Annotated in this window: 26 protein-coding genes; 14 read left to right on the top strand and 12 right to left on the bottom strand. The window is 45.5% G+C overall.

What is annotated here, in order from left to right; translation table 11 throughout:
* Positions 1-236 precede the first annotated feature (236 nt).
* Entirely contained in the window at positions 237-389 is a 153-nt protein-coding gene (locus tag LLH06_RS10125) for a hypothetical protein (RefSeq protein WP_228169170.1), read from the bottom strand.
* A gap of 23 nt (positions 390-412) precedes the next feature.
* On the opposite strand from LLH06_RS10125, the gene LLH06_RS10120 reads away from it, so the two are divergent.
* The 8 genes from LLH06_RS10120 (at position 413) to LLH06_RS10085 (ending at position 7,836) form a co-directional block, all read left to right on the top strand.
* Positions 413-1,216, top strand: coding sequence for a DUF6443 domain-containing protein (locus LLH06_RS10120; protein WP_228169169.1), 804 nt, complete (start codon positions 413-415; stop codon positions 1,214-1,216).
* Between the two features lie 78 nt (positions 1,217-1,294).
* Positions 1,295-3,487, top strand: a complete 2,193-nt coding sequence (locus tag LLH06_RS10115; protein WP_228173249.1) for an RHS repeat domain-containing protein — start codon at positions 1,295-1,297, stop codon at positions 3,485-3,487.
* Positions 3,488-3,493: 6 nt separating this feature from the next.
* Entirely contained in the window at positions 3,494-3,928 is a 435-nt protein-coding gene (locus LLH06_RS10110) for a hypothetical protein (protein WP_228173248.1), read from the top strand.
* Between the two features lie 131 nt (positions 3,929-4,059).
* Positions 4,060-4,758: a hypothetical protein gene (locus tag LLH06_RS10105; RefSeq protein ID WP_228173247.1), complete on the top strand. Its 699-nt coding sequence runs from the start codon at positions 4,060-4,062 to the stop codon at positions 4,756-4,758.
* 806 nt (positions 4,759-5,564) lie between these two features.
* Complete coding sequence (locus LLH06_RS10100) at positions 5,565-6,236, top strand: RHS repeat-associated core domain-containing protein (RefSeq protein WP_228173246.1); 672 nt, start codon at positions 5,565-5,567, stop codon at positions 6,234-6,236.
* A gap of 128 nt (positions 6,237-6,364) precedes the next feature.
* Positions 6,365-6,730, top strand: a complete 366-nt coding sequence (locus LLH06_RS10095) for a hypothetical protein (RefSeq protein ID WP_228173245.1) — start codon at positions 6,365-6,367, stop codon at positions 6,728-6,730.
* A gap of 239 nt (positions 6,731-6,969) precedes the next feature.
* Positions 6,970-7,197, top strand: a complete 228-nt coding sequence (locus LLH06_RS10090; protein WP_228173244.1) for a hypothetical protein — start codon at positions 6,970-6,972, stop codon at positions 7,195-7,197.
* 291 nt (positions 7,198-7,488) lie between these two features.
* Complete coding sequence (locus LLH06_RS10085) at positions 7,489-7,836, top strand: RHS repeat-associated core domain-containing protein (protein ID WP_228173243.1); 348 nt, start codon at positions 7,489-7,491, stop codon at positions 7,834-7,836.
* Positions 7,837-8,752: 916 nt separating this feature from the next.
* On the opposite strand, the gene LLH06_RS10080 is transcribed toward LLH06_RS10085, so the two are convergent.
* The 6 genes from LLH06_RS10080 to msrA form a co-directional block, all read right to left on the bottom strand.
* Positions 8,753-9,097: a hypothetical protein gene (locus tag LLH06_RS10080; protein ID WP_228173242.1), complete on the bottom strand. Its 345-nt coding sequence runs from the start codon at positions 9,095-9,097 to the stop codon at positions 8,753-8,755.
* Positions 9,094-9,363: a helix-turn-helix domain-containing protein gene (locus LLH06_RS10075; RefSeq protein ID WP_228173241.1), complete on the bottom strand. Its 270-nt coding sequence runs from the start codon at positions 9,361-9,363 to the stop codon at positions 9,094-9,096. Before LLH06_RS10075 ends, LLH06_RS10080 begins: the two co-directional genes overlap by 4 nt.
* On the bottom strand, positions 9,317-9,454 hold the full coding sequence (locus LLH06_RS10070; protein WP_228173240.1) for a hypothetical protein: 138 nt from the start codon (positions 9,452-9,454) through the stop codon (positions 9,317-9,319). Before LLH06_RS10070 ends, LLH06_RS10075 begins: the two co-directional genes overlap by 47 nt.
* Before the next feature lie 161 nt (positions 9,455-9,615).
* On the bottom strand, positions 9,616-10,377 hold the full coding sequence (locus LLH06_RS10065; RefSeq protein ID WP_228173239.1) for a hypothetical protein: 762 nt from the start codon (positions 10,375-10,377) through the stop codon (positions 9,616-9,618).
* A 269-nt stretch (positions 10,378-10,646) separates the two neighbouring features.
* Entirely contained in the window at positions 10,647-10,796 is a 150-nt protein-coding gene (locus LLH06_RS20785) for an ATP-binding protein (RefSeq protein ID WP_394800329.1), read from the bottom strand.
* Between the two features lie 333 nt (positions 10,797-11,129).
* Positions 11,130-11,618: a peptide-methionine (S)-S-oxide reductase MsrA gene (gene msrA, locus LLH06_RS10060; RefSeq protein WP_228173238.1), complete on the bottom strand. Its 489-nt coding sequence runs from the start codon at positions 11,616-11,618 to the stop codon at positions 11,130-11,132.
* 421 nt (positions 11,619-12,039) lie between these two features.
* Here msrA and LLH06_RS10055 point away from each other — a divergent pair, with 421 nt between their 5' ends.
* The 3 genes from LLH06_RS10055 to LLH06_RS10045 all read left to right on the top strand — a co-directional run bounded on the left by LLH06_RS10055 (position 12,040) and on the right by LLH06_RS10045 (position 17,069).
* Positions 12,040-14,658, top strand: coding sequence for a TonB-dependent receptor (locus tag LLH06_RS10055; RefSeq protein WP_228173237.1), 2,619 nt, complete (start codon positions 12,040-12,042; stop codon positions 14,656-14,658).
* Positions 14,659-14,856: 198 nt separating this feature from the next.
* Positions 14,857-15,210: a hypothetical protein gene (locus LLH06_RS10050; RefSeq protein WP_228173236.1), complete on the top strand. Its 354-nt coding sequence runs from the start codon at positions 14,857-14,859 to the stop codon at positions 15,208-15,210.
* A 65-nt stretch (positions 15,211-15,275) separates the two neighbouring features.
* Positions 15,276-17,069: a hypothetical protein gene (locus LLH06_RS10045; protein ID WP_228173235.1), complete on the top strand. Its 1,794-nt coding sequence runs from the start codon at positions 15,276-15,278 to the stop codon at positions 17,067-17,069.
* A gap of 104 nt (positions 17,070-17,173) precedes the next feature.
* Here LLH06_RS10045 and LLH06_RS10040 read toward each other — a convergent pair whose 3' ends face one another.
* The 3 genes from LLH06_RS10040 to LLH06_RS10030 form a co-directional block, all read right to left on the bottom strand.
* Positions 17,174-18,223 (bottom strand): response regulator, encoded by a 1,050-nt coding sequence (locus tag LLH06_RS10040; RefSeq protein WP_228173234.1) that lies wholly within the window; start codon positions 18,221-18,223, stop codon positions 17,174-17,176.
* Complete coding sequence (locus LLH06_RS10035) at positions 18,220-19,410, bottom strand: PAS domain-containing sensor histidine kinase (RefSeq protein ID WP_228173233.1); 1,191 nt, start codon at positions 19,408-19,410, stop codon at positions 18,220-18,222. Before LLH06_RS10035 ends, LLH06_RS10040 begins: the two co-directional genes overlap by 4 nt.
* Before the next feature lie 150 nt (positions 19,411-19,560).
* Complete coding sequence (locus tag LLH06_RS10030) at positions 19,561-20,040, bottom strand: hypothetical protein (RefSeq protein ID WP_228173232.1); 480 nt, start codon at positions 20,038-20,040, stop codon at positions 19,561-19,563.
* A 213-nt stretch (positions 20,041-20,253) separates the two neighbouring features.
* On the opposite strand from LLH06_RS10030, the gene LLH06_RS10025 reads away from it, so the two are divergent.
* Positions 20,254-20,520, top strand: coding sequence for a hypothetical protein (locus LLH06_RS10025; protein WP_228173231.1), 267 nt, complete (start codon positions 20,254-20,256; stop codon positions 20,518-20,520).
* A 78-nt stretch (positions 20,521-20,598) separates the two neighbouring features.
* Here the strand turns inward: LLH06_RS10025 and LLH06_RS10020 are convergent, their stop codons facing one another.
* The gene (locus LLH06_RS10020) at positions 20,599-20,883 is read right to left on the bottom strand and encodes a hypothetical protein (protein WP_228173230.1); all 285 of its coding nucleotides are present in this window, start codon (positions 20,881-20,883) and stop codon (positions 20,599-20,601) included.
* 311 nt (positions 20,884-21,194) lie between these two features.
* Positions 21,195-22,097 (bottom strand): peptide chain release factor N(5)-glutamine methyltransferase, encoded by a 903-nt coding sequence (prmC, locus tag LLH06_RS10015; protein ID WP_228173229.1) that lies wholly within the window; start codon positions 22,095-22,097, stop codon positions 21,195-21,197.
* On the opposite strand from prmC, the gene ribD reads away from it, so the two are divergent.
* Entirely contained in the window at positions 22,086-23,132 is a 1,047-nt protein-coding gene (gene ribD / locus LLH06_RS10010) for a bifunctional diaminohydroxyphosphoribosylaminopyrimidine deaminase/5-amino-6-(5-phosphoribosylamino)uracil reductase RibD (RefSeq protein ID WP_228173228.1), read from the top strand. The two genes, prmC and ribD, sit on opposite strands and share 12 nt — an antisense overlap.
* 9 nt (positions 23,133-23,141) lie before the next feature.
* A complete protein-coding gene (locus LLH06_RS10005) occupies positions 23,142-24,002 on the top strand; it encodes an EamA family transporter (RefSeq protein WP_228173227.1) in 861 nt (286 codons plus the stop codon).
* Positions 24,003-24,015: the final 13 nt, after the last annotated feature.

The raw sequence follows: 24,015 nt of genomic DNA, 5'->3' as shown, positions 1-24,015 counted from the left end.
TTATCGGCTTGACGATCTATTCATGTATGTGAAAATAGCTAGTTAGCTCGTTGGGTCTCCCTGAAGTTCACCTGCTTTTTATTTCCGGTGACCTTTGATCTTCCGAACGTATAGGTCAGGCTTATGGTCGATCTCCTTTGATCGTAATAATTGTTATAGGTCTGAGTAAGATCTTTAAAATATAGGTCACCACGGCTGACATAACTTTTAAGGATATCATCAACAGAAGCGTTCAGCTAAGCGTTCAGCTGCATTTTGTTGTTCATAAGCCCCAATTTGATGCCTGCTGAAAGATCATAGATGCTCTTACTATAAACGTTCCCTTGAGTGAAAGGAAGGGTTTGAAAGAAGTTGAGGAAGACATTGACCTTTTTGCTGAGCACGAACATGTTGTACGTACTGTAATATACCGATGAGCCATCCTGCAACAGAACCTCAGCCAGCGCGGACCTACCATGCACCATATTATAGCTTTGATGGGTTGGGCAGGCCACTACAAACGGTACAGGTCAAAGGTAACCCCGACGGGACGAAGGACGTGATCCAACCGGTAGCGTATGATCAGTTCGGTAGGGAGGCGGTAAAGTACTTGCCTTACACGACAGCGGCAGGTGCAGTAGGTAGCTATAGAGCTGATGCCTTAACGGGCGCGCAGCAAAGCTTCTATCACCCTGGTGGTACAGGGAACAGCGGGGACCAATTAGGCAATGGCCTGGTAAGAATACCAACGCCTTACGCAACGACCGTGTTCGAACCCTCACCGCTGAACCGACAGGTAGAACAAGGTGCACCCGGAGGCCCATGGCAACCGGGGCAACATACGGTAAGAACAGAGTATAGCAGTAACAATAATGCTGATGCCGCACACACGGTAAGGCTTTATGAGGCCACAATGGTGCAAACGACAGGGGAGGAGTACAAGCGCGACTTAAGCAGCACCGGTAATTATAGCGCGAATGAGTTGTATCTGACCGTGATCAAGGATGAGAACTGGCAACCATCGGATGGTCTGGCCGGACAGGTGTATGAATACACAGATAAAGAGGGGCATGTGGTACTTAAGCGCAACTTCAACCGCAAGCCGGATAGCAGTATCGAGACCTTAAGCACTTATTATGTGTACGATGACCTGGGCAATCTGAGCTTTGTGCTACCGCCTGGAGCGAACGCAGACAACAGTGTACCGAACCAGGAGACTCAGGAAACCTTCTGTTAGCAGTATCTTTATGATGGGCGGAAGCGGCTGGTCGAGAAAAAGGTTCCAGGCAAGGGCTGGGAGTTTATGGTTTACAACATGCTTGACCAAGTGGTCATGACCCAAAATGCCAATCAACGGAGCAAAAGTCCGCAGCAAATGATCTACACGAAGTACGATGGTTTGGGTAGGGTGGTGATGACCGGGGTCTGGATCGATGATCTACATGGAGGTCAACCAAATATCAATATCAGGCAAGACCTTCAGAATATCGCAAATTCAGTAGGGCAATGGGAGCAACGCGTACCTAACGATGTTGATGGACAAAATAGTGGTTATAGTAACAATGCCATACCCCAAGGAAGCTTTGGGCAGTTGTTGACGGTCAACTATTACGATGATTACACTTTTCCAGGCAACATCTTCGGCGGAGTGGCAGGTGATCAGACCAATAGCGTAAAGAGCCTACTTACGGGTACAATGGTCAATGTGCTGGGGACGAACACGATGCTATTGACCACTAACTATTATGACGACGAGGGGCGACTGATACAAAGCAAGGCACAGAACCATCTGGGAGGTACCGACGTCACGGACAACACTTACAGCTTTACTGATGAGCTACTCACCTCGAACCGTATCCATATCACGAACGGCCTGACGACCACTGTTTATAAGCGCTATTGGTACGACCATATGGGAAGGAAGAAGGAGAGCTGGGAACGTATAAATGGCGGTGATAGTGTGTTACTGAGCAAAATGACTTATAACGAGGTCGGACAGCTCATGAACAAACAGGTTGGTAACGGCCTGCAAAGCATCGCTTTCACTTATAATGAGCGTGGATGGATGACGCAAAGCACATCAGACAAGTTCACCATGCAATTAGCCTACAACAGCGGAGCTACGCCGCAATGGAACGGTAACATCAGTTCACAGGCTTATAACAATAACGGTACGGCAAATACATTCAACTATACATACGATAAGTTGAACAGGCTGCTTTCGGGGATAGCATCGGGGATGGGCGAAACACTGAGCTACGATGGCATGGGCAACATTCAGACGCTTCAACGTGATGGTACAAGCCGAAACTATACATATTATAATAATGGACAAAGTAACCAGCTAAGATCCGTATCAGGCCTGACGTTGACGGATTACGTTTATGATGCGAATGGTGATGCTGCGACGGATGGTAGGCTGAATAAGACGATCATCTACAACTTATTGAACTTGCCTGAATCTTATAGCGGGGGACCGAGCTACACTTACCTGGCAAATGGGCAGAAGATAAGGAAAGTTAGCGGCGGTGTGACGACGGATTATGTGGGAGGTGTACAGTACAACAACGGCTCGATAGAGCTTATCCAGCATGAAGAGGGCACAGCGCTCAGGAGCGGTACCTCTTATTCTTTCAGATACGATCTGAAGGACCATTTAGGTAATGTGAGGACGACGATGTACCGTAACCCTGTTAGTGGACAGGCGGAAGTATTGCAGCAGGACGACTACTATCCGTTCGGCTTAGGGAAAACAGGAGCGGTAAGTAGCAATAACAAGTATCTTTACAATGGGAAAGAGTTACAGGAGGAGCTGGGTCAATACGACTATGGTGCCAGATTCTATGACCCGGTGATTGCACGTTGGACAAGTGTGGATCCGCTGGCGGAGAAGATGAGAAGGTATTCTCCGTACAACTATGGATTTAATAATCATATAAGGTTTGTTGATCCTGATGGGATGAAACCAGAGTGGATTGTTGGAAGAGATGGAAAACCAGTATATTATCAAATTGGTAAATCGGGTATTGTCTGGTCATCAAATGCTTCAGCGGACACTAAAAACATTGGAAATGCGCTAATGAAAACAAAAGTTGGATGGGAGCTTTTAGATAAGACATTAAGGTCGGATATAAAAACAGAAATAAGTATTAACAAAACAGACGTAATTAAGGATAAAAATGGAGCAGTTACACAGGGAATGTCTACTCCAACACCTGATAAAAATGGTAAGGTTGTAGGTGAAGCTGTCGTGATTTATGAAAAAGCAATTAAAGAGAACACAACAGCGCCACCAGGTTACGTACGATCAACTATAGTTGCGGGTGAAAAAATAAAAGGTGATGAATATACTCAAGAAGATCATATAGGCGCAGTAGCTTCACATGAACTTACCCATGTCACGGATAAGGGATCAAGAAGAATCAATAACCCCAAAGCTACCAATGAACAAATGGAAAAATTACCGGAACAAAATCAGTTGAAATATTATAAAGAAATCAAACCCTAAAATCAAATGATAAAACACACCCTTTTCTTAATAACAATTATTTGTTTAAAGGTTATTTCACCTGCCATGGCACAACAACCAAGCTTTGTTGATAAGGATTATAGAATTTCGTCACACAAAAACGACTTCTTTGATTTTTTAGTAAAGACGGGCAATTTTTCAGAAAGTGAAAATTTTAAAATAGATGCATTTAGAAACAGCTTTTTTGTTAAAAAATGTATTGAACTTTACCGTCCAGGACCCAATATTCTTTTAGTTCGATTTGGTAGTTTAGGAGATCATAGTCGAAAGTACTGGGCGATTTTAAATAAGAAAAAATTATATATGTTTTATGACGAAAAGGACAATGATTATAAGGCTTTCTCTTTAGCAAAAGATCCGGCTACATTAGAATTATTATCCTATTATATGGAAAAAATGGAAAATAAAAATTTGTTTTAAGATGTGATTACTTGCCCGTTGTCCGTAGCGTACCGATGTTCGAATGTCTCTGACTTCGGACAACTGTGTAGTCACCATACTAGGCCCAGCCCACAAGCTGGGCTTTTCTATTTCTTAGCCTAGCATCACGGATGAGTGCATTATCTACTACGAAGACATGGTCTAATGCCGTTAATGGTTTTGATTCTGACGGCGCTTTTTGGCAGGAATTAAAAAATTGGCTATTTGGCCCTGATTGGATATCGAATCAAGGCCGAGATTTTATTAGTAGTCATCCAGGAGCGGAAATTAGCGGCTGGGAAGGAGACAGACTAACGGGCTATGCATCTGTTGGGTATACCGACAAAGGGGTTCCAACCATAACTAGGTTCAAAGCTGTGCAAGATTATACATTCAACGGGGTTGATGTTTATTTTGATTTTAATTTCGAGTTAACTTTAGGCTTTAGAGCTTCTGCTTTAGTTAAAGGATTGGAGGGATTTGATGTTAACATGGGATCAGTAACACTAGCCAGTTATAGGTGGTTAGAAAATAAGTGGGATTTGATACATAGGGATAACTACAACTGGTCAGCAGGATTCGATATCGCTCATGAAGGTATCTCAGGAGGCTTTGAAGCATCAATCAAGACTTCTTCAAATAAAGAAATCCAAGAAGTGAAATTAGGAGGTGCAGTTGGATTAACAGCAGTAGAGTTAAACGGTTATTATGACCTTGCCCAAAAAAAGTTAGGTGCGGAACTCGGTATGGGGACGAAAGGCGGCATTTTTAATGTAACAATATTAACCGGAAAAATTGTTTTTAAACAGCATTCAGCTTTTAGATATTAATCATGATTAAAATTTCTAAAGACAATATTTTCTTTTGGGGCAGAATCGTTCCTTTCATGTTCTCATCTGTTCATTTATTTTTCATCGTATTCGTATTTATTATGAATTTTTTGCCATTATACTTAATCTACGTTACGGTCTTTTGTTTGCATTTTTTTGTAGCGCGTATATGGAGATTTTTTTTTCTCCAAGATGTCTATTTGATCAAGTAAGTCAATCTCTTATTTTCAAGAAACAAGATGGTTCAGAACAAAGTTTAGAAAGGCATAAAATTGTACTTGTCAAAACAAGATTTGGTATTACTAGCATTGAAATACAAGGTAATAAAGATAAAAAAATTTACTATTGCATGTTGAATTCTAAGGAGAATGAACATTTTTTATATAATTAAATTGCGGGTGTTGAGATCTTGAGGAAAACGCAAGGTGCTCACTTGTCATTACTGAGTTAAATTCATCGCTCGGCCGCAAACAGGCGATATAAACGCTACCTGGGGCACACTCGACCTTAACGGCGGCAGCTTTACACCCGGAGCACAGTTCAGGGAACAAAACCTGAGCTACGACCCTAATGGCAATATCAAGACACTTCAACGTACCAATGCAGCAGGCGCTCTAAGCGATGACTTTAATGGCAACCAATACCAGGCCAGTATCAATAAACTGCAAAACGTCAACGGGTATACCAGCTACACATACGATGATCTGGGGCAGCTAAAATGCGCGCAACAGGCAGGAGTGCCCTTTACCATGTATTTAAAATAAGATGTAAACAGGAGTGTCACAGGCGTATATGCCAACGAAGCAATGACCGACCTGAAAGTAAGTTACACGTACGACGAGGCAGGCAATCGGATCAGCCGTACCGATCTTACAGGGAGCACTCCAGCTATCACCTATTATATGTACGACCCAAGCGGTAATATATTGGCCATTTATAACGGGAGCAACATTACAGAGGCCCCTATATATGGATCAGGCAGGTTAGGAACCTATACCTATGCCTCTAATGCTTATGCATACGAACTGCGCGACAATGTAGGTAGTGTAAGAGTAGTCATCAACCGCAACAAGAAAGCCGACGGGACAGTAGATGTGCTGACCTATAACGATTACTATCCATATGGCAGCATAGCCCGTAACGGCGGTGTCGGATACCGTTACGAATACCAGGGTGCTTATGCAGAGAAAGACCCGATCACGGGTTGGAACAACTTTGACCTGCGTATGTATGATGGACGTATCGGCAGGTGGTTAAGTAGTGATCCAAAGAATATCGGAAATTCTCCTTATATCGGAATGGCTAACAACCCGACCATTTTCAAGGATAAAGATGGAGGTGATCCAAGCACAGATGTAATAAAAAACAGCGACGGCACATATACTGTAGTTGGAGGAAACATCCACGACAATGATAGAAACATATACGTAGTTGATGCAAGCGGAAAAAGGACAGGAGAAATTATGGTCAAACATTGACCTTAACTTCTTTTTATAATTCTGACACCAAAACTTGGCAGGGTACAATATCTCCTTGGGACTGTAGCGGAATAGATTTTCTCAATAATATGATTATAGACAATAAAAATCTCAATTTATTAAATTATATGGCAAATGCTACAGGTGGAAAAATTCTTGATTTCAAAAGGGCAGGCACTAAACCTGGTGATTTCAATTATTCTAATTACGATTATTTTTACCGAGGTATGTATTTTAATGGAGTACATGGTTATGATAATAACGGGATTACTACATACACTTCCGCTAGAGACATTGGCAATTTTGCTGCTGGGTATGTAGCCGGGTTAAATTACTTAGATTGGTTTCATGCCAGATTGGGATTTGATTTCCTTCAGAGTTGGCAAGACAAAAGATTTTCTTCAGAAGGTATATCGACACAAGCCGCCGAGTTCTCAGGTTTTATACACGGTCAGAAAGCGTTAATTGAAAAATATAAAAGACTGTTTAAGTAAGATTTCTAAATTTACTATAATGAAATTCTTTTTTAAAAATATTGACCATAATCACGTTGTGTGTTATATCTTTTTATTTTTATCTTGATAGCAATAGAGAGTATTATTATAATAACGATGGGAGTAAATGCTTAACTGTTTGGAGGAGGATAGGTGGCAAATGCTATATAATTCCAACAAAGTATGAAAAAATATATTCACCAAAATCGGATTATATACTAACATCTAATCTAAACACCTTGACCTTTATTTTTAATGACCCTTCCAGTTATTTGGTAGTTTTAAATAACGGGGGGCTTGAAACGCAAGTATATTCTAAATATAAAAAAATTAAATATTATTCAGCTGCTGACAATGAGCACTTTTTTTCTCTTTATTGTGATGGAGGACAATATAAAAAAAACGTCGACTACATCAACGTTGATTTACGGGAAGGGCAGGTTATCGCTAATGGTGAACCAAAATAATATTTAAGAATCTGATTTGTCTTTATTAATAAATTGGGAATCTTATTGCTTTACTAATATAATCACATAGTTTTTTAATTTCCCGTTCTCAAAGTATCCTGTTTCTCAACAAATTAGATTAATTCTCAAAAAATAGTTTTGCGCATACCCGAGATATTTCTACACTGACTATAACATTATTACCGTTATTGTAGTATAGGTCATAACGGCGGTGTAGGCTACCGTTAAGAATATCAGGAAGCATACGCCGAGAAGAATCCGATTACATGCTGTAACAACTTTGAACTGCGCATGCACAATGGAGGCATTGGCAGATGGTTAATCAGTGATCCTGCAGGGCAATATTCTTCTCCTTACGTTGGGATGGGGAATGATTCTGTTAATAGGGTCGATCCGACTGGAGGGGTTGATGGGAAGGGGCTTAAAGCACATAATGGGACACCATCAAACCTAAAGATGGGCAGATATATCAATAAGGCGATAGGTCTTATTTATTTACTGCCAAAATGGATGGTCAACATCGCCTCAGCAGATGTGGTGGTTCGAGAAGTTTCGGGCTTACCAGAGGCCTCACCTTGGATTCGTGGTGGAATGGATTTTATGACTCAAATCGCCAAATTGGATAAAACCGCGCTCTGAACATTGTGGAATAGTGAACCTGCAAGCCACGTAATACCAGACATGGTTGCAATAAATTCAACTTTTGGGAACGTCATTGGCGTTGGTGACGGTGTAAATGGACAAGTCACATTGATGACTAGTGGACCTGACGTCGGAATCTCTATGGAACGTAAGGGCACAACGGTAGGATAGACCTCATTCGTTCCGCTGCGGTACTTGTAGATGACCTCTATGCCGTTATGCAGACGCTTATCTTTCAGTTCATTCATGCTTTCCATATTCCGCATCGCTGTTTTGATCGCATCATCTATCTCGTACCAAATTTTATCTGCCCCGGTAACTCCTGCCTTTTCACTTGTTCCTTACCGGTTGCGATATAGAGCCCATACTTCTAGGTGATTGGCTGCCCTGGTCTTTGGTTCAGTTTATTGGCCATCCCTCTAAGTACGTTCAAGGTCTGCTGGTCTTTCGGTCACCACCGTGGACCAACCTTCGCACCTTTGAGTGCTGACCGAACCAGGTCACTGATCTTTATCCCGTCTGATCTTGCTTTCGTCTGTGCCATAAAATGCTCTGTGGCACTCAACCTTAACCGGACAACTTGGTCTTTTTTGATCTTCTTCTTCTTCGGCGCACCTCCCGGATGTTTAGGGCTAGCGCTTCGGTGTTCAGTTCCTCTCTTAACTACTGTCTGTTCCAACTGGACCTACTTTTCGACACTATTTTCTTCAGCGATCATCTGCATGCCTCTTCTGTCATTTCCGAGATCCACCTTTTGCGACCAACCGGAGAAAAAGGCAAGTTTGTCCCCTAAGCCCTTTCAGGGCAAAGGGGACAAACTTGCTTCTTTTGAAAACAGGACAGGCCAGTGTCCTGACGATAAGCATAGCCCATCTGATTGGTAGCTATGCCAACGGCCATGAACACGGCCACTTCAGTGGCCAAATATCCAGTAGATCAGGCTTCCATTCTTGGGATGGTAGCTTGGCTGGTAACGGATGTAACCATACTCATCCAGTTCCTTGATGCACTTATGATAAGTGACAATGGAAGCTATCCTGCTATGGGCCATGACCGTTCTGCGGGTCACCGCGAACGGGCTTACAAAACCGCTGCGCTGCCAGTGGACAAAAAGCCCGGTGAACAGTCCCACATGCGTCGCGTTCAGCCGTTCATCACTGCTCATCCGTCTGAGTAATTGGCCGTATGAGGCCAATTCATTTTCTGCCGTATCGGGCGATATACCGTTAGGTCTGATCGCTGTCTTGAATAAACTCATGACAGACCTCCTTCCAATAGCTTGTTGATATCCTCCAGCTTGTAATACATGATACTACCGACACGGGTAAAGCTTAATGTCCCGTTGATGCGCAGGTTCTGTAAAGTACCCGGTGATATCTTGAGGAGCCTGCGCACTTCGTTGCTCTTTAACCATTTCTTCGACTGGCCTTGCCGGTCCAGTTGTACGAGCTTTTTGATCTCTGTTAAAAGCTCACTCTTAAATTCGTTCAGGTCTTCCCTGGTGATCAGTTCTATCGCTGCCATCACGATCCTTCCATTCTTTATTCTCTTTACCACTGCGGGTAGCCGTACCCGCATTCATCGCTTTAGCCTCATAGGCATAAAGCGTCATCATAAATGCTCAACTTCCAAGCTTCTGTTACCTCCTTTTTCAGCATACCTATTTATCGGGGATATGCATGCAGCCGCATGAACGCAATGGTCCAAATGTCAATACGGAAAGTGCTTTTTGTATGACCAATGAAGGCATTTGGTCAGAAATGGAGGGATAAATGCCTACTGCTTACCCTTAGCAATGATAGTATACCGTTTGTCCTTCTCAGTGATCTCGATGAACTTGGGAGGTTTGTCGCCTTTGGTAGCCGGAAAGTAGTTGCGGGCGGTATCGATGGAGATATCCTTGTCGCCATGCTTGAAGTACTTGGCGATCATCTTATACCAGGGGGATTGTGTTTGTGCATTGACGAGTTTGCCATTCTCATCAAAGGTCAATACCTGTATCTTCTTGATCAGGTCCATGAAAGCAGCCAGGCCACCTTTGGTGATGTTGATCTTTTCGGCTGCATCGTACATGCGTGCTTCTTTCAGGTCAGCTTCTGACTTGGCTAACAAACCGGTTAGCCGGTCGATCTCACGGTCTTTCTCCGCGATCACCGACTCGATGGGTTCCAATTTATGCCAACGGTCAATGGTCTTGAGGAACACCTTGAACCTCTCAAGTTTTTTTGCGCTGGCCATGTTCCGGGCGTAGGCCGGGCGGATAGGTTCTTGCCGCCTAAAGTGATCGATACGCGTGTTGATCGCATATAGTACATGGTCAAAGAACTCCTGCTCCTTGTTAGGATGCTTTTCGGAAAAGTAGGCCAAGTGGAAGTTGTATAAACCAGCGAACTTCTTTTCCTCTAGCTGGTAGATCTTCAAAAAGAAAAAGTTGTCCTCCAGTTCCCGGTTCTGAAAGATTGGCCTGCCGACCTCGAACTCGTGGGGCGAAAAGTTCAGCCGGTCGCGGAATTTGAAGTAGATGCTTTCGGTCGGCATAGACAAATGTTTTCCTATCAACACTTTACAACTTGTAGAAGTTTTATCGCAAACAGACACGGAATTTCAAACCTGATCTACTATGAAACATAGACATGAAATTCAAACACTGCTCTTAGATCTATGCTAACTGATCCAAATTAAAAAAACATCAAATGTAGCCCAGCTTCTCTAAGCAGAAGATGATATATTAAACGATTATATGATTTGAAACTGTATTACAGCACTGCCCATCTCACTACCGTTGTATCAATTTATATATGATCAGCTCAAGCCCATGCACGGTACGGGATCTTTACTTCAACAGAGGTCCCGCGGTTGGTGCTCGACGTGATATTGACCGTTCCGTTCAGCAACTTGATCTTACTCTTTATAATTGTCAGCCCTAAGCCGCGCCTGGCTGGTGAAGCCTTGAGCATACCAATGAAGAATTCAATCTTTACATTTACCAAGCCTCCTATACAATTATTTCGATTTAGGTGAAAATTAGCTTGTAGCATTCATCGCGATCTTGCAGATTAATTATCACTTAATTTGAATAGATCACAAAAAAATTATAACTTTATCTCAATACACTAAGTAGCATAATATAAGGGTCAATTAGTGGCCTTTTGGTGAGCGCCCGGTGAGCAGGGCTGTTAACCGACAAAATAATACCAAAAGAGAGCTTGTAATGCAATTTTTAGCGTTCCCTCCGGCTCCACAAAAAAAAGCGCCTGATCACTCAAGCGCTTTTTTTATTTCGGTAACTCTTATAACGTCCACTCGGGGCGTTCGTAATGGCAGGTGTAGCCGTAGGGGTGTTTTTGCAGGTAGTCTTGGTGTTCTTCTTCGGCGTTCCAAAAATCGCCTGCGGGTGCAACTTCGGTCACGAATTTGCCAGGCCATTTGCCTGAGGCTTCCAGTTCCTGGATGAGAGCGTTGGCTGTATCGCGTTGTTCGTCGGTCAGGTAAAAGATGGCAGAACGGTAGGAGGTACCTATGTCATTCCCCTGGCGGTTACGGGTGGTAGGGTCATGTATCTGGAAAAAGTATTCCAGCAGTTTACGGTAGCTCAACTGGTCAGGGTCAAAGGTGATGGCAATGCCTTCAGCATGGGTTCCGTGGTTGCGGTAGGTTGCGTTCGGCACATCGCCTCCCGTATAACCAACCACCGTTGAAGTGACGCCGGGTAAGTGCCTGATCAGTTCTTCAACTCCCCAAAAACATCCGCCGGCTAATATGGCTTTTTCTGTACTCATGATATTCAATATATATCGTAATAAATGCAAATTATTGATTTTGTTTGAGAACGTGGTCTGCTCTTCGTCATATCCATCATAAGGATGCAGAAGAGGTGCGATAGAGATCTGTTTCAAAAGCCATAACTATTTAATCTATAGATTTGGTAGATTAAGTATGGAAATATATATTTGCGCTATAAAGCAGCAGCATACACAAATGAATTTTCAGCCCTTGATCTTGACCGTATCCTTTCTATCGACCTCGCGACCACTCGTTATGAGTTGTTGTTGCTGATCCTGTCGGGTCATATCTGGCACATATACTAGATCTTTCATTTTATCTGATCGCCTTAAATAATGGCAAGGGAGAATCGTGTCTGTCGATCAGCTACATATACACTAAACATCCGATCATTCTACTAAACAATATTCATAACTCATGAAAAAAGCATTACTCATACTATTTGTACTTTTGGTCACGGCAAGCGCATCTTTCGCTCAGGTAACTATAACGGGCATCGTTAAACGTATCGACGGTAGTCCTATACCTCGCGCAACAGTGGGCGTGCGCGGCACCAAAACATTTACCAGCGCCGACGATAACGGTGTCTTTAAGATCCAGACCAAACAGGAGCCGCCTTTCTTTTTACAAGCCAGTTCCATTGGTTTTAAACCTCAGGACTTCCAGATATTGAAGATACAGGAGCAGCCAATTGATCTGGTATTGGTAGAGAATGCTTTGCTCGACCAGATCGTGGTGACCTCGCGCAGAAGGGTGGAGGTGAACCAGGAAGTGCCTATCCCTATCTCTGTGGTGGGCGGCGCACAGATCGATCAGTCGGGCGCGTTCAACGTGAACCGTGTAAAAGAGCTTATTCCATCGGTACAATTGTATTCGTCTAATCCTCGTAATACAGGGATCAACATCAGGGGTATCGGCTCACCATTCGGACTTACCAATGATGGATTAGATCCTGGCGTAGGTTTTTATGTGGATGGCGTTTATTATGCCCGTCCTGCTGCGGCCACGCTCGACTTTTTAGACATCGAACGTATAGAAGTGCTGCGCGGTCCGCAGGGAACGCTGTTCGGTAAAAATACCAGTGCCGGCGCCATCAACATTACTACCCGCAAAGCAAGCTTTACTCCGGAGGCTACCTTCGAGACCAGTTTTGGTAACTACGGCTATATACAAGCCAAGGCTTCGGTATCAGGTCCGTTAAGTAAAAAGTTCGCGGGGCGTTTATCGTTCTCTGGTACGCAGCGCGATGGTTTAGTGCAAAACATCCGTACCGGCCGCGCTACTAACGATATCAATAATCTCGGTGGTCGTGCCCAATTACTTTTTAAACCGAATGATGACGTAGCGATCACGCTGGCGGGCGATATCACCGATCAAAAACCAGATGGTTATGCGCAAGTAGTGGCTGGCGTGGTAACGACAAAGCGCGCCGCTTATCGTCAGTTCAACAACATTATTGCTGACCTTAATTATCAATTGCCGAGTTTGAACGCCTTTGACCGGGTGATAGACCATGATACGCCATGGCGTTCGGGCAACCAATTGGGTGGAGTATCATTAAATGGCGACTTTAAGATAGGTCCAGGAACGCTCACCAGTACCACCGCATGGCGATATTGGAATTGGGACCCATCTAATGATCGTGACTTTACCGGTTTGGCCGTTCTATCTAAATCGCAAAATCCGGCCAAGCACCGGAACTGGTCGCAGGAGGTACGGTATGCCGGTCAGTTGTCTGAAAAGTTGAGCGGTGTGGTAGGTTTGTTCTACATTGATCAGGATGTGAAGATCAACGGTACTGAAGAGTCTGGTTCGGCTCAGGCAAGGTTCGCTAAAAGCTCAACAGGTAATAACGCCAACACTCCCGGTGTCACCAACGATCAGCTGTGGGCAACCCCTGGCTTGTTAGAGGGATACGGTATTTATACTGATGCATCCATTAAGTCGCAAAGCGCAGCAGCATTTGCAAGTGCCGATCTGGAGGTGTACAAAAGCTTCCACATCCTGCCAGGGGTACGTTACAATTATGACAACAAGGATGTGTATTATAACCGCGTGGCTCGTGGCGGTTTAGACATCGCTTCTACCAGCTACAGCACCGCAGTGAAAAATGAGCTGCAAAAGATCAAGAACGGTGTTTACAGCAGCCAGCAGTATGTGGCCGATGCAGATGAAAAGAACTTTACTTATTCACTTACCGCTGCTTATCGCCCAGGTAAACGGATCAACGCCTTTGCCACTTATTCTACCAGCTTTAAGCCGGTAGGGGTTAACGTGGCCGGTTTGCCAAGTGTGGTGGGTGGCACCACACCCGACCTGAGCTTAGCCGTGATCAAGCCCGAGAAGACCAAGCATTATGAAGTAGGCATCAAGACCACGCCTTTAGACAACCTGATCCTGAACCTGAACTTCCACAATTCGGATATCAAGAATTACCAGACCAACGTACAATCACCCGAACTGGGCGTTAACCGTGGCTACATTGCCAACGCCGACAAGGTGAATGTAAAGGGTTTGGAGTTCGATGGCAACTACCGCGCTAACCGTAACTTCAGCTTTTACGGTGCCGCAAGTTATACAGATGCTAAGTACGTCAAATTCACTAACGCGCCACTTCCGCTCGAGGAGACCGGTTTGACCGTGAACGGACAGCAAGTAGCTTTTAAGGACATATCAGGTAGCTTGCTTCCAGGCATATCCAAATGGGCTGGCTCTTTAGGCGGTGAGTTCACTACAGCTACCAAATACATCAGTAAGGACACCAAATTCTTCTTTGCGGTGGATGGTTTCTTCCGTTCGTCATTCTCGTCAAGCCCTTCACCATCAGCTTACTTGAATATTGATGGTTACACATTGATCAATGCCCGCACGGGTTTCAGGGTGGCCAAAGGTGTATCAGCCTATGTATGGAGCCGTAACCTGCTCAATAAAAATTATTTCGAGCAACTGTTGCCTGCAGGCGGTAACGCCGGTCAGTATGCTGCGGTGCTGGGCGATCAGCGCACGTTCGGCATCACACTTCGTTATGCGCTATAGCGTTTGATCGATCGACCTTATATCTGCCTTATACCAAAGAGCCCTTACATAAGGGCTCTTTGGTTTTTAAATCATTTTACATAATGACATCGGCTGCCGTCAATGCGTAATTGTGCGCACGATCACTTTTTCGGCTGACCGGCGTCATGGCACCGCCGGTTCGCACAAAGGATATTTGTATATCAAAACACAAATATCATGGCTACTTTAAAAACCACCGCCCCTGCAGCTAATTGGATCCTCAATGATACCGCTGATGCACAAGAGACCAACCTTTGGACTCGCCTCGCCAGTTTTGCCGACGGCCAAAAGCAAAATCATACCCTTTGGTTCTTTGTGATACTGGTGGTGCACGGCGTGTTGTTCCTGCCGCTACCTGCCGTGCTGATGTATTACTTTGATGCACCGGCTGCGGTATTGGCAATTACTATGGTGTGCTTTTTTACTAACCTGATCGCTAACATGGGGGGCGCTGGTATACGTGCGGCGTTGGCCCTGTTCGGCGTTAGCGTGTTGTTGCACTTGGCTATGGCGCTAATCTTCATTATATAATAACAATTAGGTTCATCTCTGGAAGCGGTTCAAAAGGCCGCTTTTTTCATTCTAAAAGATCTCACATGGCACACACTTTCCATATTCCCGTTTTAGGTTTAGGCTTTTCGATCGATACTCCGCTCAAGGTCGCTCGTTACGGTATCACATCCACGGTCTCCATCGTTGACGATGAACTCGTCGAACGCATGCGCCAGTTTCATTGCATGCAGGAAGCCCTTGACTATATGCCCATCCACAAAAACGAACCGGACAGTCGAGCCCGGCGCATAACCGCCTATCTTAACTTGCTCGACCAGTTGGTTCAAGAACAGATGAAAAAGATCAGATCGCAACCGGTGGGAATGGGGCACGACATTGACCGGTACTTTGATCTGTTGCCGCCGTCATCTACCTTAAAACATGGTTACGAGTTGATGAAGGAATACCCGGACTGTGAAAGCAAGATGATCTTCCAACGCTTGCTTGCCTCGCGGATAGCGGCGGGTCGGATAGACGTCAATATCATGTCGAAGGTGGACAAGATGAATTTTGATGCTGATGGTCAGTACACAGGCGATGAGAATACCGATGCCTTGGCCGCTCTGCGAGGCTTTGCCAATAGCACTTTACGGTCAGCGATAGTACTATCTGCCGGTATGAATCCGAAACTTTACAGCTATTTGGAGCGTTTTCCTGACTTTTTCCCTGATGAACATGGTGAGATCAAGAAGACGGTGATCTTAAAAGTGAGCGACCTGCGATCAGCCTTGATACAAGCCAAGTTTTTGGCCAAAAAAGGTATTTGGGTGTCTGAGTTCAGAATCGAGTCGGGTTTGAATTGTGGCGGGCATGCCTTTGCTACTGAAGGCTTGTTGCTGGGACCCATATTGGAAGAGTTCAAGTTGAAAAGAACTTCCATGCGCGACGAATTATATGATATGTACCGTGCCGCATTGACCCTGAAAGGCTTAAGTTGTGACGAGGCGCCTGTTCAACGCATCAGTGTGCAGGGAGGTATTGGTACAGCTGCAGAGGATGAGTTCCTGATGAAGCGCTATGGGTTGGACGGGACAGGGTGGGGCAGTCCATTCTTGCTGGTACCCGAGGCCACCAATGTTGATCAGCAAACCCTTGAAAGGCTTGCCGAATCGGGTTGCGATGACCATTACGTGAGCGACGCCTCACCATTGGGTGTGTTGTTCAATAATTTTAGAGGAAGCTCTATCGAACATCAACGTTTAGCGCGTATAGAAAGTGGAAGACCCGGAAGCCCTTGTACCAAAAAGTATCTGTGTACCAACACCGAGTTCACCGAGCATCCTATTTGTACGGCATCGAGGCAGTACCAGCAACTCAAGATCGATCAGCTGGAAAAACTTGAACTTGCGGAAACTGACCGCTTACAACGCTTTCAGGCAATTACCGAAAAGACCTGCTTATGCGAGGGTTTGTGTGCATCTGCTTACATTAAGAATGATATGCTCAAGCCACGAGAGAGTAGCGCAGTTGCCGTATGCCCCGGACCTAACCTGGCTTATTTTAAACGCATCTATAAGCTGGAAGAAATGGTGAAACACATTTATGGCCAGATCGATCTTATGAAGAATGTAGAGCGGCCTGATTTGTTCATCAATGAACTGAATATTTACATCGAGCACTTGCGCAAAGATATAGAACGGCATCTGACCAGTTGGACGGAGAAAAAAGAGAAGTATCTTCTAAAATTCAAAGACCAATTACAAGCAGGCATAGCTTACTATAAAGTACTGATACCACAGATCGCTGATGAAGCAAGTACGCATGCTAAACGGATGTGGGAAGACCTAAGCCGGTCGGAAGAGCACCTTAATGCCCTTCACTTGGATATTGGCAGCTAGAACCCCAGAACGAAAAGGGCTCACTTCAAAGTGAGCCCTTTTTACTAGAAGTCAACATTTATCTTCGACTAAACATCGAGACATCTATCGATCAGGTCGGTGGGTTAATTTTTCATTTTGATGAGTTTTTCAATGTCCAGGATCTGGATGGTGCCACCTTTTTTCTCGATGATGCCTTCGTCCTTGAAATCGGAAATATTGCGGCTCACGGTCTCCAAAGCGATGCCAGCCATTGAGGCCAATTCCTCACGCGATGCCTTAAAATTCAGTGGATCGGTGGACTGCCTGCTGATGCGCAGGATGGTTTGAGCCAACCGCTTACGGACAGAGTTGTAGGCCAGCTCTAATAACTGTTCCTCTTTCTCCGCTATGTGGTCAACCAGTATCTTGAAGAACTCCTGGCCTATGTCCGGGTGTCTGTTCACCAGGTCCATTACGGCATCCTTGGCCAGCAAACAAACGGTCGAATGCTCGACCGCCTCGGCTGTGTCAGTAAACGGGGTATCGGTCAGGATCGCGTGTAGGCCCAGGAAGCTATCATTTTTGTAAATACCGGTGGTCAGCTCACGGCCGTCGCTGGCCTGTTTAAAGGTCTTGATCGATCCTTTAAGTACGATGTATACGCCCTGCGGTTCATCACCATCGTAAAACAGTATCTGCTTTTTCTTGATTTGTCTCATTTTACGGCTGCTGATCATTTGTCTAAGCTCGGCCATGCCCTTACCGTTGCCGGCGGCCAGCCGCTCCAGTCCGTTCAATGTACGGCCGTAGTGTTCTTCTTGTTTTTTTTGCTTGGCTAAACGGCTTTCGATCGCATTAAGCAGCTCAATATCATCGAAAGGTTTGGTCAGGTAATCGTCAGCGCCCATTTCCATGCCCTTACGCAGGTCGGTACGTTCGGCCTTGGCGGTCAGGAAGATGAACGGTACAGTATAGGTAGCCGGATTTTTGCTCAGCATATACAGCACGCCGTAACCATCCAGCTCGGGCATCATGATATCGCAAAGAATAAGGTCAGGCACGTTCTGCAAGGCCATCTCAACGCCAGTGCGGCCATTGTTGGCCTGCGATACGTGGTAACCCGATAGCTCCAGGATCTCTGCCGTGCCTTCACGTATATCGTCATTGTCTTCAATGATCAAAATGTTCTTCATGCTTGAACTGCAAATGATAAAATGAATGATGTTCCCTCGCCCTCACGGCTCTCAAATTGGATGGTACCGCTCATGAGCTCCACATAGCGGGTCACGATGTTGAGCCCCAAACCAGTACCTGGGATGTTGCCGGTATTATGCGCCCTGAAGAACGCTTCGAACAAGTGTTTCTGGTCGCTTAAAGGGATGCCAATGCCGTTATCCTTGATCGTTATCTCGAGCACGTCGTCGGCTATCCTGGTGTTGAACTCAATGAAGGTGTTTTCCCCTGAATACTTAATGGCGTTACCGATCAGGTTGATGATGCAGTTCTTGAGCAATGCCTGGTCCAGCTGTACCTTATTGGCCTTACCGGTATGCTGGTAAATGATCACCTGGTCCTTTTTGGCGATGTGCTGCATCTCCTCGGTGATCTCTTCCGCAAACTTCACTATATCGAATTGTCCGTCCACCGGCGCCACTTTGCCGGCTTCCAGTCGCTCTAACGACAGGAAATCATTCAGGATACCGGTCAGGTTGCCTACCGAGTTCTTGATCTTGCCGGTATGTTTAATGATATTATCATTGTTGAAATTTTCCGCGTATTTAGCGATCAGCGATGCTGATAACTGTATGGAGCTCAAAGGGGTACGGAATTCATGTGAAGCCATAGACACGAACCGGCTTTTGAGTTGATTAAGCTCTTTCTCTTTCTCTAATGACCGGCTCACCTCTTCCTTGGCCGACTGTAGCTCGTCCACCGTCTCCTTTAAGGAGCGGGTGCGCTGTTCCACCTGTTCTTCCAATTCGGCAGCGTGTTCAATGAGGCGTTCTTCGGCTTGTTTTTCGCGGGTAAGGTCATGGATGAAGCCGGTGTAGATCTTGCGGCCGGAGTACTGTACCTCGCTTACGCCCAGCCTGAACGGAAATATCGTACCGTCCTTTTTCAATCCCTTGACCTCGCGGCCTATGCCAATAATATGAGCATGGCCGGTGTGCTGGTAACGGCTGATGTATTGGTCGTGGTTCTGGCGGTCGGGGGGAGGCATCAGGCAAGAGATGTTCTTGCCCGTCACTTCTTCAGGCGCATAACCAAATAAAGCACATGCCGAAGGATTGATCTTCTCGATCAGGCCGCGTTCATCTATGGTGATAATGCCATCTATCGCGTTCTCGATAATGGCGTTCAGCAGTGCTACGTTATCCATGCTTTCCGGTGGTTCAAATATCCGAAGCTAAGGATTTTTACAGAATGACCGCCCGCAAATAAAAAAGTGACGCTGGTCACTTTTTGAGAGGGATATGATAAAAATTTGACTGATAATGGCTTACCTCCAATGACCCAAGGTAATGGTGAATCAGCCTACCCACCGGCCCAGCAGGAACCCTATCAAAAGAGCCAAAGCGATAAGTCCCCACCAAATGTATTCCCGTATCCTTAACATATCAATCTTTTTGTTCAGGTTGCGGATGTCGGTCTCCTGGTTAAGCTTAACATTCTGCAAGCGCATGTTCTGTTGCTGCAGCTTGGCCAGCGTGCCACCAACCTCACGCGGTTTTTCCTGCTCGGCATGATACCGGCGCGTAAAGCCACCTTCTTTCAGGAACTTTTCGCCCTTGGGTTTAAGGATCAGTTTGTCCGGTAGTTCAAAATCACCGTGGCTGCCCGATATCATCACCAATCCCTCGCGTAGCAGTGCCCTGACCATAGAGTAGGCAAGGGCCTCGTCCTGGTCAAATAGTTCGAGTATCTGTGTGCGTGTTAAACTATCAGGAATGCCAAATGCTTCGAGCATGGTGTCAAGCATTTCGCACTCATATTCATTAAGATCGGTCATCGCTACAAAAATAAGATTTCTGCTGTTACTAGCGATAACCCGCCAAGGGATGAATGAATAGGCAGCTTCACTTCAGGCAAAGGCTCTTGCCAATTGTCCTATCTATTTAAAGTTGAGCGGATAATGGACATCTATTTGTCGTGATCAAAACCTGAAAGTGTAACCTTGGATACAAGTGCATCGTAAAACGATCACCCGAATGAAATTCTGAATATGTGTAAGACCTGTAAACGTGTATCTGGCTTGTTGAAATTTAGCCAGAGCGATCTGGAGGCGATCTGTGAGGTGATAGAGAACGATCGATACGCCAGTACAACGCAAGTAGAATGTATAGAGATGCTGGGCATACCGATCTGGCGTGAACTGTGTGACCTGTTCAATAGCGATATGGAAGAAGTACAGCATTTGGCTTCTACAGGCAAGATATCGGCCGGTGATGTCAAGATGGCTCTGAAGCGCTTTTCGGCCTTATTCGCTTGATATTGATAAGAGCATTGATAAAAAAAGGTCGGTCCGTGAATCACGGACCGACCTTTTTATTCGGTCATTATCATACTTTTAAGTACTCGATTTCCAGATCTTAAAAGAATTCTCGTGAATGCCGTCCATATCCTTGATGATAAGAGATAAATGTTCCCGGCGTACGGGAAAATGCTGATCAACGGAGCGATATATCTGTTGGAGCGTATTACCGAGGTTGTGCTCGACATGGAAACGGGAGATAGATACCACGATCTGATTAGTGGCTGCGCGTACCTCACCGATAGGTCCCAACTCATTTTTGAGCAGACGGGCAACTTCAGAGCCAAGGTCAGCTATTTGATGTAATTCTATAGGATTCATGGTATAAAATAGGGCAACAGGCATATTCCAGAATTGTTTTGCATGATCAAGTGCTGAACAGGCAACATTCGGCTTACTCAGATACTATGACGCAAGCGGATCATGTGCATTATGATGTTCGTCATTTACCATCAATGCTCATGATCGCGATAAATTGCTTTAGTACAGTTGTAATGGAAATGTTGGCGATGGGTTGGAGTTCACCAGTTGACGGTCAACGCCTCGCCCACCAATATTTGTCGCTAGGTAACAAAGTGGTTACAAGGCCAAATAACGAAAGCTTCAATTCGTAAGTGTATATAGGTCTCCTGCTATCGCACACACCGGATCATTCGATCACGGCCGCTCATGTCTTGCCTGAGCTCAATGTTTTTAAAGCCTTTTGAGGCTAACATAGTTGACGTTTCTTGACCAAAACTTTCATTGATCTCAAAGAACAGATACCCACCATCAACCAATAGTTTTTGGGCGACATCGGCTATGCGTACGTAGAAAAGGAGTGGGTCATCGTCGGGTACGAACAGCGCCATATGTGGCTCGAAATCGGTTACGTTCTTATGCATCTGCCGTTTGTCAGCACCGGTCACATAAGGAGGATTGCTAATGATCACATTGAACCGCTCGACAGCGATCTGTGCAGGTAAAGGCTTAAGAATATCGGTCTCCACAAAGGTGATGTCAGCTTGATTAGATACAGCATTTTCCTTTGCGATATCTAAAGCCTCAGATGATATATCGACCGCATATAGCTCATTTTCAGTATTTGTTAACTTTAAAGAAATAGGTATACAGCCACTTCCTGTTCCGATATCCATCAGTTTAAGGCCTTGTTGATGACCAATGGTCTGCGCTACCCACTCCACTAATTCTTCCGTCTCTGGGCGTGGTATCAATACCGCGGGCGTCACCTTAAAGGTGTGACCATAAAACTCTGTATAACCTAAAACGTACTGAACAGGCATGCCGGTCAGGAGCTGGTCAAGAACGTTGGTTAACCTTTCAACCTGATCATGAGTAAGCTTCGAATCGCCGAAAGCTTTAAGTTGGGCGCGCGATCGGCCGGTTAATTCCACTAACACTAGGCTTGTTAGCGCCTCGATCTCCTGGGCGGCATACAGGGGTTCAAGCCTTGTCTTAAAAGTATGGTAAGCATCTTTGACCGTTATCATCCAACAAAGAAACATAAAACCTACTTTTGTGCCATGCCCACTCACGAAATTTATATGCAGCGCTGCATCGACCTGGCGTTGCTTGGCATAGGCAAAGTAAGCCCTAACCCTATGGTAGGGGCAGTGATCGTTCATAACGGCAAGGTGATCGGCGAGGGCTATCACCAGGTTTATGGGCAGGCGCACGCCGAAGTGAACGCAGTGAAAACCGTTCTGGAAAAGTACGACAATGCCGAAGAGTTGCTTCGCCAAAGCACGATATATGTTTCCTTAGAGCCTTGTGCGCATTACGGCAAAACCCCTCCATGCGCTGACCTGATCATCAAGCACCGCATACCTCATGTGGTAGTAGGTTGCCGCGATCCATTTGCGCAGGTGGACGGTAAGGGTATCGAGCGTTTGCAGCAGGCCGGTATAGAAGTGATCACCGGGGTGCTGGAGGAGGAGTGCCGGGACTTGAACAAGCGTTTCTTCACAAGGGTGCAGCATCAGCGGCCATATATCATCTTAAAATGGGCGCAAACCGCTAACGGCTATTTTGCTCCTGAGGATGGCTCTCAATACTGGATCACTGGCGAAGAGTCGAAGAAGCTGGTCCATCGCTGGCGTACCGAAGAAGATGCCGTGCTGGTAGGGAAGAACACCGCTTTGGCTGATAACCCTCAACTCAATGTGCGTTACTGGCAGGGGCGCTCACCTAAGCGTGTGGTGATCGATCGTGAGCTGGAGCTCAGCACTGAGCTGCATCTGTTCGATAACTCAGTAGAGACGTTAGTGTTCAATGCTGTCAAGTTCGATGTGCAAGGAAAGACCAAATATATCCAACTGGAGGACTTTGAGCGCTTCGTTCCGCAATATATCCTTTTCCAACTTTATTTGCAGGACATACAATCGGTGATCATTGAGGGGGGCGCAAAAACGCTGAATAGTTTCATAGAGGCCGGTCTGTGGGATGAGGCCCGTATCTTTACCGGCGAGGGTATGCTGGCCGAGGGTATCAAAGCACCGGTATGTTCCGGAAGGATCGGTGAAACGGTAAATGTCGGCGAGGATCAGTTGCGCATCATCTATAATAAGTAAAAAACACAAATGTTATACATTTTCTTAAGTGTTGTTTGTAGCGTGTTCGTTTCCATTTTATTGAAAATGGCGCGGCGCTATCAGATCAATGTGGTGCAGGCCATCACCTGGAACTATTCCATGGCGGCCATCCTTACCTGGATATTCCTTAAACCTGACGTAAGAAACATCGAGCACCCGCCGCTCGATATTTACCTGCTGCTGGCCATTCTGCTGCCGCTGATCTTTTACGTAATGTCGTTAGCCGTACGTAACGCAGGCATCGTACGTACCGATGTAGCTCAACGCTTATCGTTACTGATCTCGTTAAGTGCCGCGTTCCTGGTTTTTGGTGATAAATTTTCCTGGCTTAAGATCAGTGGTATCCTGTTGGGTTTTGGTGCTATCATGTGTTTGATCCCTTGGCAAAAAAAACATGTGGTCACTCAAACCAACAAGAACACCTGGCTTTACCTGTTAGGGGTGTTCCTTGGCTTTGGCGCGATCGATGTCCTTTTCAAGCGCATGGCGCTTAGTACCACTTCGCCTTATAACGCTTCGCTGTTACTGGTTTATGTGGCTTCATTTGTGGTGGCCCTGTTGGGCTCTGTGTACCAGATCAAGTTCAAACATAAGCGTTTCCTGTTCCGGCACATCGTGTTCGGGTGGATACTGGGTGTTTTCAACTTCGGTAACATCCTGTTCTACCTGAAGGCTCACCGGGCTTTGGCCGGTACCCCATCTACGGTGTTCACGGCCATGAATATCGGCGTGATCACCGTTGGTACCTTGGTGGGATTGGTCGTATTCAAAGAGAAACTCAGTTCATTACACAAGATCGGTATCGCCTTGGCCGTGGTGGCTATTGCGGTGATCGCTTACGCTTCCTGATCCATATGCTTTT

It is taken from the genome of Mucilaginibacter daejeonensis (assembly GCF_020783335.1).
Taxonomy (GTDB): Bacteria; Bacteroidota; Bacteroidia; order Sphingobacteriales; family Sphingobacteriaceae; genus Mucilaginibacter; species Mucilaginibacter daejeonensis.
Note: the sequence above shows the minus strand (reverse complement) of the source record. Positions and strands in the feature narration are given on the sequence as shown.

What these genes read in the sequence shown, in the direction of transcription:
- LLH06_RS10125 (WP_228169170.1), bottom strand. Translation starts at nt 389, where the DNA reads ATGTTCGTGCTCAGCAAAAAGGTCAATGTCTTCCTCAACTTCTTTCAA.
- LLH06_RS10120 (WP_228169169.1), top strand. Translation starts at nt 413, where the DNA reads ATGAGCCATCCTGCAACAGAACCTCAGCCAGCGCGGACCTACCATGCA.
- LLH06_RS10115 (WP_228173249.1), top strand. Translation starts at nt 1,295, where the DNA reads ATGCTTGACCAAGTGGTCATGACCCAAAATGCCAATCAACGGAGCAAA.
- LLH06_RS10110 (WP_228173248.1), top strand. Translation starts at nt 3,494, where the DNA reads ATGATAAAACACACCCTTTTCTTAATAACAATTATTTGTTTAAAGGTT.
- LLH06_RS10105 (WP_228173247.1), top strand. Translation starts at nt 4,060, where the DNA reads ATGAGTGCATTATCTACTACGAAGACATGGTCTAATGCCGTTAATGGT.
- LLH06_RS10100 (WP_228173246.1), top strand. Translation starts at nt 5,565, where the DNA reads ATGACCGACCTGAAAGTAAGTTACACGTACGACGAGGCAGGCAATCGG.
- LLH06_RS10095 (WP_228173245.1), top strand. Translation starts at nt 6,365, where the DNA reads ATGGCAAATGCTACAGGTGGAAAAATTCTTGATTTCAAAAGGGCAGGC.
- LLH06_RS10085 (WP_228173243.1), top strand. Translation starts at nt 7,489, where the DNA reads ATGCACAATGGAGGCATTGGCAGATGGTTAATCAGTGATCCTGCAGGG.
- LLH06_RS10080 (WP_228173242.1), bottom strand. Translation starts at nt 9,097, where the DNA reads ATGAGTTTATTCAAGACAGCGATCAGACCTAACGGTATATCGCCCGAT.
- LLH06_RS10075 (WP_228173241.1), bottom strand. Translation starts at nt 9,363, where the DNA reads ATGGCAGCGATAGAACTGATCACCAGGGAAGACCTGAACGAATTTAAG.
- LLH06_RS10070 (WP_228173240.1), bottom strand. Translation starts at nt 9,454, where the DNA reads ATGATGACGCTTTATGCCTATGAGGCTAAAGCGATGAATGCGGGTACG.
- LLH06_RS10065 (WP_228173239.1), bottom strand. Translation starts at nt 10,377, where the DNA reads ATGCCGACCGAAAGCATCTACTTCAAATTCCGCGACCGGCTGAACTTT.
- LLH06_RS20785 (WP_394800329.1), bottom strand. Translation starts at nt 10,796, where the DNA reads ATGCTCAAGGCTTCACCAGCCAGGCGCGGCTTAGGGCTGACAATTATA.
- msrA (WP_228173238.1), bottom strand. Translation starts at nt 11,618, where the DNA reads ATGAGTACAGAAAAAGCCATATTAGCCGGCGGATGTTTTTGGGGAGTT.
- LLH06_RS10055 (WP_228173237.1), top strand. Translation starts at nt 12,040, where the DNA reads ATGAAAAAAGCATTACTCATACTATTTGTACTTTTGGTCACGGCAAGC.
- LLH06_RS10050 (WP_228173236.1), top strand. Translation starts at nt 14,857, where the DNA reads ATGGCTACTTTAAAAACCACCGCCCCTGCAGCTAATTGGATCCTCAAT.
- LLH06_RS10045 (WP_228173235.1), top strand. Translation starts at nt 15,276, where the DNA reads ATGGCACACACTTTCCATATTCCCGTTTTAGGTTTAGGCTTTTCGATC.
- LLH06_RS10040 (WP_228173234.1), bottom strand. Translation starts at nt 18,223, where the DNA reads ATGAAGAACATTTTGATCATTGAAGACAATGACGATATACGTGAAGGC.
- LLH06_RS10035 (WP_228173233.1), bottom strand. Translation starts at nt 19,410, where the DNA reads ATGGATAACGTAGCACTGCTGAACGCCATTATCGAGAACGCGATAGAT.
- LLH06_RS10030 (WP_228173232.1), bottom strand. Translation starts at nt 20,040, where the DNA reads ATGACCGATCTTAATGAATATGAGTGCGAAATGCTTGACACCATGCTC.
- LLH06_RS10025 (WP_228173231.1), top strand. Translation starts at nt 20,254, where the DNA reads ATGTGTAAGACCTGTAAACGTGTATCTGGCTTGTTGAAATTTAGCCAG.
- LLH06_RS10020 (WP_228173230.1), bottom strand. Translation starts at nt 20,883, where the DNA reads ATGAATCCTATAGAATTACATCAAATAGCTGACCTTGGCTCTGAAGTT.
- ribD (WP_228173228.1), top strand. Translation starts at nt 22,086, where the DNA reads ATGCCCACTCACGAAATTTATATGCAGCGCTGCATCGACCTGGCGTTG.
- LLH06_RS10005 (WP_228173227.1), top strand. Translation starts at nt 23,142, where the DNA reads ATGTTATACATTTTCTTAAGTGTTGTTTGTAGCGTGTTCGTTTCCATT.